The 16,891-nt window shown below is 67.2% G+C and carries 17 protein-coding genes; 10 read left to right on the forward strand and 7 right to left on the reverse strand.

Going from position 1 to position 16,891, the window contains the following annotated elements:
* Positions 1 to 281: 281 nt before the first annotated feature.
* Both ACO6D5_RS16090 and ACO6D5_RS16095 read left to right on the forward strand, forming a co-directional pair.
* On the forward strand, positions 282 to 1,268 hold the full coding sequence (locus ACO6D5_RS16090; RefSeq protein WP_006227450.1) for a Bug family tripartite tricarboxylate transporter substrate binding protein: 987 nt from the start codon (positions 282 to 284) through the stop codon (positions 1,266 to 1,268).
* Positions 1,269 to 1,670: 402 nt separating this feature from the next.
* Entirely contained in the window at positions 1,671 to 2,612 is a 942-nt protein-coding gene (locus tag ACO6D5_RS16095; RefSeq protein ID WP_485825919.1) for a hypothetical protein, read from the forward strand.
* Here ACO6D5_RS16095 and ACO6D5_RS16100 read toward each other — a convergent pair.
* From ACO6D5_RS16100 to ACO6D5_RS16115, 4 genes are all read right to left on the reverse strand, one after another.
* On the reverse strand, positions 2,566 to 3,474 hold the full coding sequence (locus ACO6D5_RS16100; RefSeq protein ID WP_485825920.1) for a DMT family transporter: 909 nt from the start codon (positions 3,472 to 3,474) through the stop codon (positions 2,566 to 2,568). The genes ACO6D5_RS16095 and ACO6D5_RS16100 overlap by 47 nt on opposite strands.
* A gap of 424 nt (positions 3,475 to 3,898) precedes the next feature.
* On the reverse strand, positions 3,899 to 6,538 hold the full coding sequence (locus tag ACO6D5_RS16105; protein WP_485825921.1) for an AAA family ATPase: 2,640 nt from the start codon (positions 6,536 to 6,538) through the stop codon (positions 3,899 to 3,901).
* On the reverse strand, positions 6,535 to 7,662 hold the full coding sequence (locus ACO6D5_RS16110) for a metallophosphoesterase family protein (RefSeq protein ID WP_485825922.1): 1,128 nt from the start codon (positions 7,660 to 7,662) through the stop codon (positions 6,535 to 6,537). The genes ACO6D5_RS16105 and ACO6D5_RS16110 overlap by 4 nt, the downstream gene beginning before the upstream one ends.
* A 136-nt stretch (positions 7,663 to 7,798) precedes the next feature.
* The gene (locus tag ACO6D5_RS16115) at positions 7,799 to 9,100 is read right to left on the reverse strand and encodes a D-amino acid dehydrogenase (protein WP_485825923.1); all 1,302 of its coding nucleotides are present in this window, start codon (positions 9,098 to 9,100) and stop codon (positions 7,799 to 7,801) included.
* Between the two features lie 134 nt (positions 9,101 to 9,234).
* Between ACO6D5_RS16115 and ACO6D5_RS16120 the strand changes: the two genes are divergently transcribed.
* The 4 genes from ACO6D5_RS16120 (at position 9,235) to ACO6D5_RS16135 (ending at position 11,432) form a co-directional block, all read left to right on the forward strand.
* Positions 9,235 to 9,702, forward strand: a complete 468-nt coding sequence (locus tag ACO6D5_RS16120; RefSeq protein ID WP_315847466.1) for a winged helix-turn-helix transcriptional regulator — start codon at positions 9,235 to 9,237, stop codon at positions 9,700 to 9,702.
* A gap of 145 nt (positions 9,703 to 9,847) precedes the next feature.
* A complete protein-coding gene (locus ACO6D5_RS16125; RefSeq protein ID WP_485825924.1) occupies positions 9,848 to 10,513 on the forward strand; it encodes a DUF502 domain-containing protein in 666 nt (221 codons plus the stop codon).
* Between the two features lie 61 nt (positions 10,514 to 10,574).
* Complete coding sequence (locus ACO6D5_RS16130) at positions 10,575 to 10,820, forward strand: RNA-binding S4 domain-containing protein (protein ID WP_315846029.1); 246 nt, start codon at positions 10,575 to 10,577, stop codon at positions 10,818 to 10,820.
* A gap of 36 nt (positions 10,821 to 10,856) precedes the next feature.
* Positions 10,857 to 11,432 carry a restriction endonuclease gene (locus ACO6D5_RS16135; RefSeq protein ID WP_315846030.1) on the forward strand — a complete coding sequence of 192 codons (576 nt, stop codon included), beginning with the start codon at positions 10,857 to 10,859 and terminating at the stop codon, positions 11,430 to 11,432.
* A 16-nt stretch (positions 11,433 to 11,448) separates the two neighbouring features.
* Here the strand turns inward: ACO6D5_RS16135 and ACO6D5_RS16140 are convergent, their stop codons facing one another.
* Positions 11,449 to 11,829 (reverse strand): DUF4440 domain-containing protein, encoded by a 381-nt coding sequence (locus ACO6D5_RS16140; protein WP_315846031.1) that lies wholly within the window; start codon positions 11,827 to 11,829, stop codon positions 11,449 to 11,451.
* 158 nt (positions 11,830 to 11,987) lie between these two features.
* Here ACO6D5_RS16140 and ACO6D5_RS16145 point away from each other — a divergent pair, with 158 nt between their 5' ends.
* Both ACO6D5_RS16145 and ACO6D5_RS16150 read left to right on the forward strand, forming a co-directional pair.
* Positions 11,988 to 12,374 carry a DUF2784 domain-containing protein gene (locus ACO6D5_RS16145; RefSeq protein ID WP_485825925.1) on the forward strand — a complete coding sequence of 129 codons (387 nt, stop codon included), beginning with the start codon at positions 11,988 to 11,990 and terminating at the stop codon, positions 12,372 to 12,374.
* Positions 12,371 to 13,303, forward strand: a complete 933-nt coding sequence (locus ACO6D5_RS16150) for a tetratricopeptide repeat protein (RefSeq protein WP_485825926.1) — start codon at positions 12,371 to 12,373, stop codon at positions 13,301 to 13,303. The genes ACO6D5_RS16145 and ACO6D5_RS16150 overlap by 4 nt, the downstream gene beginning before the upstream one ends.
* Positions 13,304 to 13,359: 56 nt before the next feature.
* On the opposite strand, the gene ACO6D5_RS16155 is transcribed toward ACO6D5_RS16150, so the two are convergent.
* The gene (locus ACO6D5_RS16155; RefSeq protein WP_485825927.1) at positions 13,360 to 14,487 is read right to left on the reverse strand and encodes an acyl-CoA dehydrogenase family protein; all 1,128 of its coding nucleotides are present in this window, start codon (positions 14,485 to 14,487) and stop codon (positions 13,360 to 13,362) included.
* A gap of 131 nt (positions 14,488 to 14,618) precedes the next feature.
* Positions 14,619 to 15,566 carry a LysR family transcriptional regulator gene (locus ACO6D5_RS16160; protein WP_485825928.1) on the reverse strand — a complete coding sequence of 316 codons (948 nt, stop codon included), beginning with the start codon at positions 15,564 to 15,566 and terminating at the stop codon, positions 14,619 to 14,621.
* Between the two features lie 112 nt (positions 15,567 to 15,678).
* Between ACO6D5_RS16160 and ACO6D5_RS16165 the strand changes: the two genes are divergently transcribed.
* Together ACO6D5_RS16165 and ACO6D5_RS16170 are read left to right on the forward strand one after the other, a co-directional pair.
* A complete protein-coding gene (locus ACO6D5_RS16165) occupies positions 15,679 to 16,533 on the forward strand; it encodes an oxidoreductase (protein ID WP_485825929.1) in 855 nt (284 codons plus the stop codon).
* A gap of 118 nt (positions 16,534 to 16,651) precedes the next feature.
* A partial coding sequence (locus ACO6D5_RS16170; RefSeq protein WP_485825930.1) for an FAD-dependent oxidoreductase occupies positions 16,652 to 16,891 on the forward strand: 240 nt, incomplete at its 3' end.

The raw sequence follows: 16,891 nt of genomic DNA on the forward strand, positions 1-16,891 counted from the left end.
TGCGCAATGATTGCGCAATGACAGGGTTTGCGAAATCGTTCATCTCGTTGTCAGGGTTGGCTTTTTCGCCGATCTGACGCGATTTCCACACAACTATCCGTCACTGAAAAAATATTTTCGCGTAAAGACAGGGAGAATCCTGAGTTGACCGTAGGGGGATTCCTGTGTGGAATTGCGCCCACGAAGCGTCGGCTATCAGCCAGTATCCCGGCACAGCGCGCTTCACCGACGCCGGCCCAAGAAGCCGGTCGGCTCGGAACAACAAAATATGGAGAAGACTCTTGACCGTGCTGTCTCATGCCAAGGCCATCCTGGCCGCCGCCATCGCAGGCGTCTGCTTTAGTTCCGGCGCCCACGCCGCAGATCCCTACCCCAATAAACCCATCCGGCTGATCGTCCCCTTTGCCGCGGGCGGCACGACCGACATCGTCGCCCGCATCGTGGCCGAAGGGCTGGGCCGTGAACTGGGCCAGGCTGTCGTGGTGGAAAACCGCGGCGGTGGCGGCGGCTCGATCGGCGCCGACGCGTTGGTCCGTTCCGCGCCTGACGGCTACACGCTGGGCGTGGCCACCGTCAGTACCATGGCCACGAATCCGGCCACCAACCCCAAGAACCCCTACAACCCGATCAAGGACTTCACGCCGATCACCAACCTGGTGAACGTGCCGAACGTGCTGACGGTCAACCCGGCCGTGCCCGCCAAGTCGCTGGCAGAATTCATTACCTTGCTCAAGGCCAACCCCGGCAAGTACAGCTATGCCTCATCCGGCGCGGGCGGCATCGGCCACCTGGACGGCGAACTGTTCAAGTCGCTGACCCAGACCGACATGGTCCATGTCCCCTACCGCGGTTCGGGCCCGGCCCTGAACGACGTGATCGCCGGGCAGGTGAACGCCCAGTTCGACAACCTGCCCTCGTCCATGCCCCATATCCAGGCCGGCAAGCTGCGCGCCCTGGCCGTGGCCGCCCCCAAGCGCCTGCCCGCCCTGCCGGACGTGCCGACCTTCAAGGAAGGCGGCCTGCCTGAAATGGACAACATGGCCTGGTACGGGCTGGTCGCGCCTGCCGGCACGCCGCAAGCCGTGGTCGACCGCATCCACGACGCCGCCGTCAAGGCGCTGAAGGACCCGAAGATCGTCCAGCGCCTGGCCGACGGCGGATCGCTGGTGGACGGCAATACGCCCGCCGAGTACGCCGCGCAGATCAAGCGTGAACTCGAGCTGCGCCAGCGCATCGCCAAGGAACGCAACATCGTGTCGACGAACTGATTCCTGCCTGGGGAAAAGGCCGCCGCCGCCCCCAAGCGCGGCCTTTCCCACTTGACTCCGGACGCGCGGGTGTTAGCATCTGCCCCCGTGCGATCCGATTTTTCTCCCATCCCCCCCGCTGCCTGCGTCCTTTGCGCCCTGCGCTCGACTTTGTTGAGCTCGCAGGAAGTCGCCGCGCGTTCCGCTTACGCGCGCTCCAAGCCCGGCTAATCGCCCGGCTCCTCCGCTTTTCCCCCTTCCTATTCCGGCCTGTCGCCGGTGGCCCTGCACATCCGTGCGCGTTGCCGCCTGCCACGCGCCGGCGGACGCCCTGCCGCGTGGCCGGGCGCCCGCGCCTGAATCTTCGCCGCCAGCCCAGACCGCTGGCGGCCGGGCCACGCACAGATCTCCCCTTTCAGCGCCATGCAACTCACCAAGAAATTCGTCAAAGCCAAGAACCCCTGCGCGGGCGGTTACAAATGGTTCATCCGCGACCACAACGGACAGGGGGACTACCAGGCCGTGCTTGACGCGCTGGTGGCCGACGGCCGCGTCAGCGACGCCTGCTGGCTGCTGGACCAGTTCGGCCCCACCGACGCCGTGCTGAAGCTGGATGCCGTGGACGCCAACGCGATCGTGTTCGCGGGCACGCTGGAAGTGCGCATGGGCATCAACGTGGACAGCGTGGTGCGCGCCGGCCGCAGCATCATCACGGGCGGCGGCATCCGCGCGGGCGAAACGATCATGGCGGGGGAAAACATCACTGCGGCGGCCAACATCGCCAGCGGCGGCAATCTGCGCGCAGGCGGAGACATTGCCACGGACTGGGGCATCGAAACCGCCACGGGCCTGGACTGCGGCGGCAATGTGCGCGCCAAGTGGGACATCTGCGCCGGCCAGGACCTGGCCGTCACGGGCCACCTGCATGCCGGCCAGGACGTGCAGACGCAAGGCGCCATCAAGTGCGGCCAGGGCATCAAGACCGGCGGCGACGTGCGCGCAGACAAGGAAATCAATGCGGCCTGCGGCATCCAGGCCGGCGGGTCCATCCATTGCGGCGACCACCTGGCATCCGGGTGGGGCCTGATCGCCGGCGGCGACATCCGCGCAGAAGGATCGATCCGCGCCGGTGAAGGCGTGCAGGCCGAAGGCGTGATCCAGGCCGGCGACGGCCATGGCGTCTATGCCGGGCTGAGCGTCCGGCTGGACGCCTGGTCCGTCTGCGCCCGCGTCTCGGCGCAGACGCGCCCTGCCCAGCTTGTCAGCGGCCACTGGGCGGGGCAGGACGCGGTCGAAGGCGGCGACGCGGCGCCAGCGGCTACGCGGTCGTCTTGGCAGGCGGCCGCTTACCCTGCGCTGGCTTGACCGCGGCGGCCGGATTGCGCAGCACCAGCATCAGGCCAAGCAGGATCGCGCCCATGCCGGCCAAGCTGAGCGCAGACAGGCGGTTGCCCAGGATCAGGTAGTCCAGCGCCGCCGTGCCTGCCGGCACCAGATAGAACAGGCTGGTCACGTTGACGAGGTTGCCGGCTTGGATCATGCGGTAAAAGAGCAGCGTCGCGCCTACCGATATCACCAGCCCCATCCAGATCAGCGGCACGATAAACCCGACGCTCCAGTCCGCCCAGACCGGCTGGAACGGCACGAACAGCAGGCACAGCGCCAGACTGACCGTATATTGCAGCGGCATCACGTCCATGGGCGCCTGCTTGATGCGCTTTTGCAGGATGGCGCCGGCGGTCATGCTGGCCAGCGCGGCAAAGGCGAACGCCATGCCCGCCACCGAAAAGCGCGCCATGCCGATGCTTTGATACACCACCATGACAAGACCGCACAGCGCCAGGAACAGCCCCGTCAGCCGAGCCGGCGAATAACGGCGTTCCATCACCGCCAGGGTCAGGATGGGCTGCGCGCCCAGCAACGTGGCCAACACGCCCGGCGTGATGCCGTGGTCCAACGCCAGCAGATAGCAGATGGAATAGCTGCCGATCAGCAGCAGGCCTGTCAGCGCCGCCGTCTTGCGCGTGCCGCGCTCAGGCAAGCAGCGCTTGCGCCACAGGCATATCGCCCCCAGCACCGCCAGGGCAAGGATGAAGCGCCACAGCAGGAAGCCGAACGCGGAGGCGTGCGACAACCCCCATTTGGCGAAGATCGCGCCGCCGCTCCACAGCAGCACGAACAAGGTGGTGGAGCCGTAAGCGGTCCACGTGGATCGATCGAAAGACATGAGGTTTCACCTGTCAGGGTAAGAACAGGCTCCAGCCCTGCGCGGGTGTGCCGCGACGGGCGGCAAACCTGCACGGATCAGCGGCGCTTGGGGCGCGCGATACGCGTCAACCCATCATGCGCACTGACAACGGAAAGGGACTGGAGTGGGGAGTTTGGCCGTCAGCCGAACACAAGCGCCAAAGGCGGATGAACGCCCGAGACCACGCCGGCAGGCGGCGAGGCGGGCGGAGCGACGACCGCGGAGACGACAGGAGAAACAACGGGGGATGTTGCGGTAGCCACCGCAGAGGTAAGGCCTGCATGCCGGGACAGCCCACGCGCGCGGCGGCCGGCTGCAGAAGCAGCGGCGGCAAAATCGGCGTAGGGCGTGAAGTCAGGCATGTGCGTAGCCTATCCGTTCAGCCCTTGCGCCGTCAAGCCGGTCAGGAAGCGCCGATGCGGCGCTGCTCGACCCCCATGTCCCGCCACGCCTCGCCGTGGCAGGTGAACATCAGGATCTGGTGGCGCGTGGCCGCATCGAACAGCGCACGCTTCATGAAGTCGCGCCGCGCATCGTCGGTGTGGACCAGCGCATCATCCAGCACCAGCAAGGTCGGCCGTCCGGCTTCGCGCAGCAGGTCGGCATAGGCGAAGCGGGCCAGGATGCCCAGTTGCTCGCGCGTGCCGAAACTCAGCGCGTCCAGCAAGTCTTCGCCATCGCCGCGGCGCAGCGCGGTCGGCAGCAGCGCGTCATCCAGCCGCAGCGCGGCCTCGGGGAACAACAAGGCCAGGTAGTGGTTCAAGCGCCGCGCCAGCGGCGCCTGCAGCCGCTGTGTGGCGGCGGCGCGCTTGTCGGTCAGCAGGGTCAGCAGCAACTCCAGCGCGGCGGCGCGGCGCGCGAATTCATCGCGACGGCGCGCCAGGCGCTCACATGCGGCAGCCGCTTCGGACAGCCGTTCGCCCAGGCCCTGCGCGCCCGCCTGGTCCAGCTTGCCCTGCAGCTGCAGGATCTCGCCGTGGCGCTTGTGTTGCGCGTCGCGTTCGATGGCGGCGGATTTCTCGTAGCGCTGGACGTCTTGCTCGAGCAGGTCGGGACGATGCTCCGCCAGCGCCGCCTGCGCCTCGCGCACACGGCGGTCCAGTTCATCGTGGCCGCTGCGCACTTCGGCCAGCCGGCCCGCCCGCGCCTGCCGTTGCGCGGCGCGCTCGGCCGACAGCAGTTCGGCGCCGCGCGCCGCCGCCTGGCCTTCAAGCAATTGCGCACGGGCGCTGTCGGCGTCCAGCGCGCGCTGCGCGGCCGCCAGCGACGCGTCGGCCTGCCCGGCCAGCGCTTCGGCCTCGCGCAGTGCCTGAACCGCAGCGGGCAGGTCGTCCTGGTCCGACCCCTGCCCCGCGGCCGGCGCGGGCAGCTTGGCCAGCCGCTCCTGCAAGGGCACGCGCCGCGCCAACGCGTCATCGCGTTGCCCGCGCAGCACGTCCACGCCCTTGGGCGCATGGATGGCGAGCGTCTTGCGCATGCCGTCCAGTTCGCGCAGCAACGCCGTGTAGCGCGCGTGGCGCTGTTCGGCATCGGCCAATGCCGTCACCCCCAACCGTTCCAGCAGCGCGCTCCAGGCCGTCTGCAAAGCGGCGCGTTCGCGCTGCAGCGCCGGCAGGTCCTGGCCGCCCGGTTCGATGCGCAAGCGCCCGACTCCCGGCAGATCCAGATCGGCGGCAGACGTCAGCAGCACCTGGCCGTCGCCAGTCAACGACCGGCCGTCCAGCGTGGCCTGGCGCCCCGCTTCAAGCTGGTACGACAGCCGCGTGGCGATGGCTTGCTGGCGCAACTGCAAATTGGCCAGTTCACGCTCGCTCTTGCGCAACGCATCGATATCGCCGTCCGCGATTTCGATGCGGACGGCTTCGGCCTTCAGCGCCGAGCCTTGTTCAATCAGCGCGGTAACGGCTTGCAGCGCGCCGTCCAGGCGTTCGACTTCGGCATTCAGTTGCGCCAGCTGGTGTTCCAGGTCGCGGCGGTCGGCGACGGCCTGGACCGCGGCCACGCGCAAGCGGGCGGCATCGACCGCCGCGGCGTGCGCTTGACGCTGCTGCTGCGCGCGGGCCAGCGGGGCTTGCGCCGCCTCGACCCGGGTCCGTGCCGCCTGAGACTCCTTGACGAGCCCCTGGTAGTCCGTCTCGTCCTGCTGGTCGCGGCGGACCTGGTCCTGCAGCAAGGTCAACGTCTGCGCGGCCTGGGTCTGTTCACGGCGCAGGCCGTCAAACGCTTCGCGCTCCTTCGCCAGCGCGGCCAACCGGGCCCGGGCCTCGACGGCCTTGGCCTCGAAGTCCTTCCACGGCTGGCCGGCTTGGGCGCGTTCGTGATCGCGGCGCAGTTCCGCCAGGCGGTCCACGTCGGTATTCAGTTGCGCCATCGCGTGCGCGCATTCGTCACGTTCGGCGGTGGCACGCGCCAAGGCGTCCTCGGCGTCCTTGTAGGCGCCCTTGGGACGCCCGTTGCGCGCATCCAGCAACGCAGCGCGTTCGGCCGACACCCGTTCGAACAGGCGGTCGCCGTCGCTGGCGGCCAGTTCGCCGGACAACTGCGTCAACGCGTCACGCAAATGCACGCCGGCATGGCCGGCCGCCTCTTGCAGATTGTGGCCATCGCCCTGCTGGATCCACAACAGGCCGGGGACGCCGGCCAGATCCGGCTTGCTTTGGCCGCGCCCCGGCAATTCGAACCCCAGCAAGGCAGCCAGCGCGTTCTCGGCTTCCTCGCCGTCCAGGCGTCGGGCGCCGTCGTCGATCAGCAATTCGCACCGGGCACGCGACAGGAACTGCTTCTTCAACACATAGGAATGATCCGCGTGCGTGAACGCCAGTTCGACGCTGGGCCGCGCGCCGGATTCGCCGCGCGGGGCCAGATCGGCGACCTTGCTGGTGCTGTAGCGTTCCAGGAACGCCGCGCGGATGGCGGATGCGACGGTGCTCTTGCCGGCCTCGTTCGCGCCCACGAAAAGGTTCAAGCCGTCTTGCAGGCCGTCCAGCACCATCGGCTGGCGGAACTTGCGGAATTCTTCAAGCGCAATCCGGGAGAGTTTCATTTGACCGCCCCCTGCGCGGCGCTTTCGCGCTGGAACCGCAACAGCAGCCGCAAGGCTTCGCCCGCCACCGGGGCTTGCTCGCCATCCGCCTGCAAGGCCTGCAATTGCGCGGCCACTTCGCCGACGTAGCCGCTGGCGCCCAGCTCGGCCAGGTCGGCCTGATCGGGTTCGAGCAGCAAGCCGGACAGGTCCGGCAGCATTGCCCGCACTTGGGCGGTGGCCTGATCCACGGCGCGTTGCAGCGCGTCCCAGGTCTCCATGTTGACGTGGCCCTGCACGTCCAGCCGCAGCACGTCTTCCGCGCGCAGGGCCGCCAACCGTTCGGCAAGCGCCTGCGCGTCGGTGGGCAGGCTGACGGTCTCTGTCCAGGCGGACCAGCGGTACTTGCCGGTGGCCACGCGTTCCACCGCGGGCTCGGCGCCCGGGGCTTCGATGCGCACGTCCAGCACATAACCGGGTTCATTGCCGCGGAAACGGTCCTGCTCGGGCGTGCCGGCATACCAGGTGCGCGCGTCGATGGACAGGCAGCCGTGCCAATCGCCCAGCGCCAGGTAGTCCAGGCGCGCGCGGGCGCTGCGGTCCGGCGCGATGGGATTGGTGGCGTCGATCGTGTCGGGCAGACGGCCCGCGACGCTGCCGTGGGCCAGGCCCACCCGCACGCGCCCCGCTTCCGTTTCCAGCGTGTTGAAAGCCTGCGTCACGTCGTCATAGGTGTGGCGTTGCGTCAGCGGCGCGGCCAGCACGGCAAGGTTGATGGCGGGCAAGTCGACGACGCCGGTGCGCAACGGCACATGCACGTTGCCGGGGATGCAGCCCAGCTGCATCGCGCGGCTCCAGACGCTGTCGGCCAATGCCGCATCATGGTTGCCGGCGATCATCACCCAGGGGCCGGCGTAGGCAGCCATGGCGGCGAACAGCCGGCGGATCGTGCGGTCCGACACGCCTTGCGTATCGAACACGTCGCCGGCCACCAGCACCGCGTCCACGCCACGCTCCGCGGCAAGCGTGGCAATGCGCGCCACCACGTCAAAGCGCGCCTCGGCCAGCATGGCGGCGTCGTCGGTTTCGAACTGGCCGTACTGACGGCCGATCTGCCAATCGGCAGTGTGCAGGAAATGGGTCATGGGCCGATTTTGGCACAAGCCGCGTCATTCAAAACAGACAACGGCCCTCCCCGCGTTTTGCGCGAGGCAGGGCCGTCGGGGGCATGGCTTTTGGCCGCTGCCCGATAAGCGATGCGGTGGTGGCGGGCGCGCCGTCTCAGGCGCGCTTGCCGTCCAGCACCAGCGGCGGATTCGACGATGCGCGGCGGTCATAGCGCGACAGGCTCAGCCCGTCGGTACGGATTGCCGGGCGCTGCCCCATGACCTGGTCGGCGACCAGCTTGCCCGAGCCGCAAGCCATCGTCCAACCCAGCGTGCCGTGGCCGGTGTTCAGGAAGAGGTTGCCATAGCGGGTGGGACCGACGACGGGCGTGCTGTCCGGCGTCATCGGACGCAGGCCCGTCCAGAACTCGGCCTGGGCGACGTGCCCGCTGTCCGGGAACAAGTCGTTGACGACGAGCTCCAGCGTCTTTCTGCGGGCGTCCCTCAAGCGCAGGTCGAACCCGGACAGTTCGGCCATGCCGCCCACGCGGATGCGTTCGTCAAAGCGCGTCACGGCGATCTTGTACGTTTCATCCAGGATGGTCGACACCGGCGCGGCGGCCTCGTCCTTGAGCGGAATGGTCAGCGAATAACCTTTGACCGGGTAGACCGGCAGGTCCAGGCCCAGCGGTTCCAGGAAGCCGCGCGTGTAGCTGCCGAAGGCGGCCACGTAGCGATCGGCCGTCAGGACTTCGCTGCCCACGCGCACGCCGGTGATCTGCCCCCCCGCGGTGTTCAGGCCGGAGACGGTCTGGTTGTAGCGGAAGTCCACGCCCAGGGCCGCCGCCATCTCGGCCAGCCGCGTGGTGAACAGGCGGCAGTCGCCGGTTTCGTCGTTGGGCAGGCGCAGGCCGCCAGCCAGCTTGTGGATCGAGCGCGCCAGGGCGGGCTCGGCCGTCACCAGGCGGTTGCGGTCCAGCAGTTCGTAGGGCACGCCCACTTCTTCCAGCACGGCGATGTCGCGGCGGGCGGCTTCCAGCTGGGCCTCGGTGCGGAACAGCTGCAAGGTGCCGCGCGTGCGCTCTTCATAATGGATGCCCGTGGACGCGCGCAACTCGCGCAGGCAGTCGCGGCTGTATTCGGCCAAGCGCAGCATGCGTTCCTTGTTGACCGAATAGCGGTCGGCCGAGCAGTTGGCCAGCATCGCCGCCATCCACTTCAGCTGGTACACGCTGCCGTCCAGCCGGATCGCCAGGGGCGCGTGCTTCTGGAACAGCCACTTGATGGCCTTCAACGGGATCCCGGGCGCGGCCCAGGGCGTGGAATAGCCCGGCGACACCTGGCCGGCGTTCGCGTAGCTGGTTTCCTGGGCGGCGGCGGGCTGGCGGTCCAGGACCGTCACCTTGGCGCCCTGACGGGCCAGGTAATAGGCGGTGGTGGTGCCGATAACGCCGCTGCCGAGGACGATCACATGCATGATTCTTTCCGTATTTGGATTTGGTCAGTATTTTCGGTAGTCTATGAGCCTATTCGCAGTGAAAAGCACTGATTATTTTCCTTTGCCAGTGCTTTTCCCGGGCACGCCCCTGTTTTTCGATCACCAAAAGTGAAATGCGCGACCTAGACCGAATCGACCTGAAAATCCTGGAAATCCTGCAGCGCGAAGGCCGCATTTCGGTGACCGAATTGGCCGATCGGGTGAGCCTGTCCGCCACCCCGTGCTCGGACCGCGTCAAGCGCATGGAGCGCGAAGGCGTCATCACGGGTTACCATGCGCGCGTCAACCCGGCCGCGTTGGGCAAGAACCTGCTCGTCTTCCTGGAAATCAAGCTGTCCGCCAAGTCCGGCGACGTCTTCGACAAGGTCAAGAAAGAGCTGCTCTACGTTCCCGAGGTCATGGAATGCCATCTGGTGTCCGGTGATTTCGACTATCTGGTGAAGGCCCGCCTGACGGAAATGAACGAATACCGTCGCCTGCTGGGCGAAATCCTCAAACGACTGCCGGCTTCCGCGGAATCGCGCAGCTATGTGGTCATGGAGGAAATCAAGGAAACCCTGTACCTGCCCGTCGACCGCTAGGCCGCGCGCGGAGGGTTCCCTGGCCCCGATATCCCCGGGGCGATGCGGTTTATTACGAAACACGCGGGCGCTGGCTGCTATGCTGGCGGCCCTCTGACCCGCGCCGGCAAGCCTTGGTCCGACCCTAATTCTCTAGTTCCTGCCTATGACTCGTCTCTACAAATACTTCTTCCGCGGCCTGATCACCGTCCTGCCGCTGGCCTTGACCCTCTACCTGCTCTATATCTTCCTGGCCTGGACGGAAGCGGTGGCGTTGACCTTCCTGCGCCCCTTCATCGGCGGTTTCTACGTGCCGGGCATGGGCCTGGCGCTGGGTATCCTGGGCATTCTGGCTATCGGATACCTGGTGTCCAAGGAACGCGTGCAGCGCTTCCTGACCGTAGTGGAAATGCCCTTCACCAACCTGCCGGTGGTCAAGAGCATCTATTCGTCCTTGAAGAGCTTCGCGGACTATTTTTCGCCCAGTTCCAAGAACACGGCGCAGCAGGTCGTGATCCTGCGCGTGCCCGGCCAGCAACTGGAGCTGGTGGGCCTGGTCACCCGCCGCAGCATGGATGGCCTGCCTGAAGGCTTCACCCAGGGCGACCGCGTGGCCGTCTACCTGCCGATGGGCTACATGATCGGCGGCTACACCGTCTTCGTGCCGCAGGACTGGGTGACGCCCATCCAGATGTCGGTCGAAGAGGCGATGCGTTCCTCGCTGATCGCCTGGATGGCGCGCGCCGAAAGCGCGCCCCGCGCCGCGGCGCCCAGCGTGCCCGAGGCGGCTGCCGCCGCCCCCGACAACACCGACCGCGGCGGCCCGGCCTGAGGCCGCCTGACGTACGCGGCCGCCCCGGCCGCTTTCCCCCCTGAACTTGCGCAATTCCTCCATGCCCCTCATTGAATTCACGCTTGCCGACGGCAGCCCCTATATCGAAGTGAACCAGCTGCTTAAAGCCACCGGCGTCTGTGACAGCGGCGGCGCGGGCAAGATGCTGGTGGCCGACGGCCTGGTCAGCGTGGGCGGCGTCGTCGAGACCCGCAAGACCGCCAAGATCCGCGGCGGCCAGATCGTCACCTGCGGCGACGTCCGCATCGTGGTGCGCGCCGCCGACACGCCCGCCGACAACGCCTGACCCCGTTCCCCCGACACCGCTACGCCGCGAACCGCCATGAAACTCAAGATGTCCCAGAACTCCATCTTCGCCGTCCTGCTGCGCTCGCCGTGGTGGATGAGCGCAGGCGTGGCGGTATTGCTGTGCGTGGGCGGTTTCGCCGCGCTGCCGCTGGATTTCGCGGCGATGGGCGTATTCGCGGCGGTGCCGTTCGCGGTCATTTCCATCATGGCCGCCTACAAGCAGCTGCGAGCGCCCTCGGGCACCCGCGTGCAGGCCGTGGCCGAGACCGCCGCCGCCATGTCGTGGGCCGACTTCGCCGACACGGTCGAGGCCGGCTTCAAGCGCGATGGCTGTGAGGTGCAACGCCTGCAGACGCCGGGCGCGGACTTTGCCCTGAGCAAGGACGGCCACGTGGCCATCGTCAGCGCCAAGCGCTGGAAGGCCGCCCGCGTAGGAGTAGAGCCGCTGCGCGAACTGCAGGCGGCGCGCGAGAAACGCGGCGCCCGCGAAGCCATCTACATCGCCCTGGGCGACGTGTCCGACAATGCCTGGGCCTATGCGAAGGCGCAAGGCGTATCGCTGATGACGGCGCCCGAACTGGCCAAGCTGCTGCGCGATCTGAAGGTCTGAGGGCGCCCGGCGGGCGTCACACCACCATGACCGAACTGGCCGCGATCACGCGCCATTGGCCGGAGACCGCGTCCAGCGCCCAGGTCCTCATGAACCGGAACGTACCGTTGGCCGGCACGCCGTTGTAGCTGCCCGATATCCGCGCCTGCACCGACACGACCGCGCATTCCGCGCGCGGCAGGATGCTCAGTTCGGACAAGTCCAGTCCATGGATCTTCAGCATGCCCGAACGGTGCGCGTCCAGGTCGTCTTCGCGGGTGAAGCTCCAGCCCATGTGGTTCGTGAACAGCAGCTGCGGATCCAGCAGGCGCTCTAGCGCCGCGATGTCGGACGCCAGCATCGCCTGGCGCAGTTGCTCTTCGGCGGCCTGGATCCGCCCTTCTATCGTCTGGCCCATCGTCCTCGCCTCACGCAGTGTATTGACGCCGGCATTCTATTCCGACACCGAGCGTCTTGCCTTGTTGCCAATATGCCGCCCGGCCCGTCCGGGCTTACGATTAAATGCGGGTCCGGCGTTACGCGCCGGCCTTTTCCTGAACCTGCAGAGAACTTCCGATGACTTACCGCATCCTTGCCGACCTGGTCCTGGTCGCGCATGGCCTCTTCATCGCCTTCGTCATGTTCGGCGGCTTGCTTGCGCTGTGCAAGCCCCGCATCGCTTACTGGCATCTGCCCGCATTGGCGTGGGGCGCGATGGTGATCGGCATGGGCTGGATCTGCCCGCTGACGCCGCTTGAAGTGTCGCTGCGGCAACAAGCGGGCCAACAGGGATACGCCGGCGGCTTCATCGAACATTATGTGCTGGGCCTGATCTACCCCGAGGGCATCACGCGGACCACGCAGATCGTGCTGGCCACGCTGCTGATCATCGGCAATATCATTGTCTACACGCTGTGGGCGCGGCGGCGCCGGCGCAACTTTTCCGAAGGATCCAACGCATGAGCATGAGCCCCCACCCCGACAATGCCCAGATGATCCGCGCCTACGACGCCCAGGGCCGCGAGGTGCTCGTCACCCGCGAGCAATGGCGCGACACCGTGCTGCCCGGCGCTATCGAACAGGACTGGAACGATGCCGACCGGCTGGCAGGCCTGATCATCCAGTCGCTGAACGACGGATTCATCGACGAGATGGTCCGGCCCGCCGAACGGCTGGTGGAACTGGACCCGAACCCCGAACGCGCCGTGGTGCTGCAGGCCATCGTCTACATGAAGCAGGACCGGCTGGACGACAGCGAACGCGTGCTGCAGGCGTTCTGCGCGCAGCATGGCGAGACGGGCATCGTGCTGACCAATCTGGCCAAGATCCATGCCGAACGCGATGACGAAGACCGCGCGCTCGACACCTTGTGGCGCGCCTTGCAGCTTGACCCCAACCAGGACAATGGGCTGGGCTGGTTCGAGGCCATCCACCGCGATTTTGGCGGCGACACGGCAGGCATCACGGCGATGCGCAAAGTCGCCGCGCTGCCGGCCAGCTGGCGCGCCCAGCTTTGGTTGGCGCGCGGTGAGCTCGGGTCGCACAACTACGCCGGCGCGATCGCCCTGTACAACGAGGCGCTGTCGCGCGCGGGCGACCCCGCCCCCGCCGACTTGCTGATGCAAATGAGCGGCGACCTGGGCAATGCCGGCCGTATCGCCGACATCCTGGAATTGGCCGGCCCCCGGTTCCAGGTCCACGCGCATGGGCTTCAAGTGGGCAGCAACCTGATCAAGGCCAACCTGCACCTGGGCAGGCCGGACGACGCACGGCGCATCCTGGAACAGTTGCGCGCGCTGAACCGCCCCGACTGGCAGGAGCACCTGGCGTATTGGGATGCGCAACTGGCGCAGGTCCGCCCTGACGACGAGCGCGCCCGGAACGACGACTGAAGCCAGACCGGCCGCGGCGGCGCGGCCCGGCAGACAGGCGCGCCGCCCCCCGCGGCTTACAGGCCGCGCGCGATCACCAGCCGCTGGATGTCGCTGGTGCCTTCGTAGATCTGGCACACGCGCACATCGCGGTAGATGCGTTCCACCGGGAAATCCTTCAGGTAGCCGTAGCCGCCCAGCGTCTGGATCGCGGCCGAGCACACCTTCTCGGCCATTTCAGAGGCGAAGAGCTTGGCCATCGAGGCTTCCATCAGCGCCGGCTTGCCCGCTTCACGCAAGGCGGCGGCGTGCAGCACCATTTGCCGCGCCGCATGGAGTTGCGTCGCCATGTCGGCCAGCCGGAACGACACCGCCTGGTGCTCCATGATGGGCTTGCCGAACGCCTGCCGGTCCCGGGCGTAGTCGCGCGCGCATTCGAACGCCGCGCGCGCCATGCCGACCGATTGCGACGCGATGCCGATTCGCCCGCCTTCCAGGTTGGCCAGCGCGATCTTGTAGCCCTCGCCTTCCGCGCCCAGACGGTAGGCGGCCGGAATGCGCATGTCTTCGAAACCGATCTGGCAGGTGTCCGAGGCATGCTGGCCCAGCTTGTCCTCCACGCGCAGCACTTGATAGCCCGGCGTGTCGGTCGGCACGATGAAGGCGGAAATGCCGCGCTTGCCGGCATCAGGGTCGGTCACGGCGAAGACGATCACCGTCTGGCCGCTTTTGCCCGAGGTGATGAATTGCTTGGCGCCGTTGAGGATGTAATCGTCGCCATCGCGGCGGGCGCGGGTGCGCAGACTGCTGGCGTCGGACCCCGCTTGGGGCTCGGTCAGCGCAAAGCCCCCGATGTGCTCGCCTGTGGCCAGCGGCCGCAGGAACTGGTCCTTCTGCGCATCGGTGCCGAACTTCAGGATCGGCATGCAGGCAACCGAGTTGTGCACGCTCATGATCGTGGAACATGCGCCGTTACCGGCGGCGATTTCCTCCAGCGCCACCGCATACGAGATATAGCCGCTGGCGTTGCCGTCCCATTCTTCCGGCACCAGCATGCCGAAAAACCCCAGCTGCGCCATCTCCTGGATGGCGTCGGCGGGGTATTCGTGGTCGCGGTCCCAGCGTTCGGCGTTGGGCGCCAGGCGTTCGGCCGCAAAGCGGCGCGCCATTTCCTGAATGCTCTGCTGTTCTTCCGTCAACAACATGGTCCTGTCTCCTGGATATTCGAGTGCGGGGCGGGCGCCGGATGGGCGCTGCCCGCTTTGTTCTGCTTCGCGCGCCACGGGTTGGCAGGCGCGGCTCGCAATCGAGAATACACCGTCGGACGGGCGGCGCTCTACGCGCCCGGTTTGCGCGGACGCGTCAGCTCGGCACGCGTCAGGAAGAAGTCCGGATTGTCCGCCAGGCGCTCCACCATGAAGTCGATGAACGCCTTGACGCGCAAGGGCTGTTCCGTGCGCCGCCGGTAGTAGATATAGAACGATTCGCGCTGCGTCAGATGCTGCGTCAACAGCGGCACCAGCAAGCCGGCGCGAATCGGTCCGGCGGCTGAAAAACTGCCGAGTTGCCCGATGCCCAGCCCGGCCACCACGGCATCGGTTTCCGCTTCGGCATCGTTTGTGCACAACACGGCCGGCACATCGCGGTACTGGATCTCGTCGCCGACCATGAATTCCCAGGGCGCGAGCTTGCCCGTGTTGACGCGTCGGTAGCCGGTGCAACGGTGTCCGTCCAGCGCATCGATGGTCCGGGGCGTGCCGTGGCGCGCCAGATAGGCGGGCGAGGCGCACACGATCAGCTGGATCGGCACGAGCCGGCGTGCGATGGCGCCTTCGGCTGGCGGGGAACCGCCCCGGAACCCCACGTCGGCTCGGTCCGCGACCAGATCGGTGAACTGGTCGTCGAACTGCACGTCCAGTTGCACGCTGGGATGTTCCGCGGCGAACGCCATCAGGGCGGGCCAGATCACGTGGCGCGCCATCGTCCTGGGCGCGCTGACGCGCAAGGGGCCGGCGATGTCCTGCCGCGACCGGCGCGCATCGTCCAGCGCAGTCGCGAACATCGCCAGGGCCGGCGCCACGCTGTCGAGCAGGCGCTCGCCCTCTTCGGTCAGGCTGAGCTTGCGCGTGGTGCGGTGGAACAAGCGCACGCCCAGCTCCTTTTCCAACTGCATCACCGCATGGCTGGCGGCCTGCGGCGAAATGCCCTGGTCCACCGCCGCGCGGCGCAGGCTGCCCAGCACGGCGGCGCGCGCAAAGATGGTGACGGCACGGATTTCGTTCATGGCAGGCCCATTCGCAAATTTTCGTTGATTATATTTCAGCAATTAGCCATCTATTCGATGATTATCCCTCCCCCTACGATGCAGGCTCACCCCCCCCTTTCGGAGCCTCTCCATGCAAACCCCCGCCCCCTCCTTCAAACGCGTCTGGCTCATCACCGGCGCCTCGCGCGGCATCGGCGCGCTGATCGCCGAAGCGGCACTTGCCGACGGCAACGCCGTCATCGCCGCCGGCCGCAATGTCGACGCCATCGCGAAACGCCTGGGCCAGTCGCCTGCCCTGCTTCCCGTCGCGCTGGACGTCACCGACGAAGCCCAGGCCAAGGCGGCCGTCGCCGCCGGCCTGGCGCGGTTCGGCCGTATCGACGTGCTGGTGAACAATGCGGGCTTCGGCTTGCTGGGCGCCGTTGAAGAGTCCAGCGATGCCGACGTGCGCCGCATGTACGACACCAACGTATTCGGCCTGCTGAACGTGACCCGTGCCGTGCTGCCCACGCTGCGGGCGCAACGTGCCGGCCATGTGATCAACCTGTCTTCACTGGGCGGCTACCGGTCCGGCGCAGGCTTCGGCGCGTATTGCTCGACCAAGTTCGCCGTCGAAGGGTTGACCGAAGCGCTGCATGCGGAACTCAAGCCGCTGGGCATCCACGCGACCATCGTCGAACCCGGCTACTTCCGCACCGATTTCCTGGACGCAACCTCGCTGACCGTGGCGGGCGCCATCATCGAGGATTACGACGCCACGTCGGGCAATGTGCGGCGGATTGCAGCCGGCCTGAATCACCAGCAGCCTGGCGATCCCGTAAAGCTGGCCGCCGCCATGCTCACCTTGGCCGATGCCGCAATGCCCCCGCTGCGCCTGCCCTTGGGCACGGACGCGCTGCGTGTGATTGCGGAAAAGAACGCGTACGTGGCAGAGGAAACCGAAGCCTGGAAGGCGCTGGCGCAGTCGACGGATTTCCCGGTGTAGGCGCCACGCAGGTGGTCGCCGCAAGATACGGCACATCATAAGTTGCATGAAGCCTGGATTCCACCCTATCATGCAACTTACGAAGTATCTTGATAGCCACTGAATAGGAATCCAGCCGATGACTTACGACGCCATCATCGTGGGCGGCAGCTTTGCCGGCCTGTCCGCCGCCCTGCAATTGGCCCGCGCCCGCCGGCGCGTCCTGCTGATCGACGGCGGCCAGCCTCGCAATCGGTTCGCCGCGCATGCGCACGGCTTTCTGGGCCATGACGGCAAGCCGCCCCAGGAAATCTTGCGGCAGGCGCGCGAGCAGCTGGCCCAGTACCCTTGCGTCAAATTCCTGGATGGCGCAGCGGTC

This window comes from Achromobacter sp., assembly GCF_057314935.1.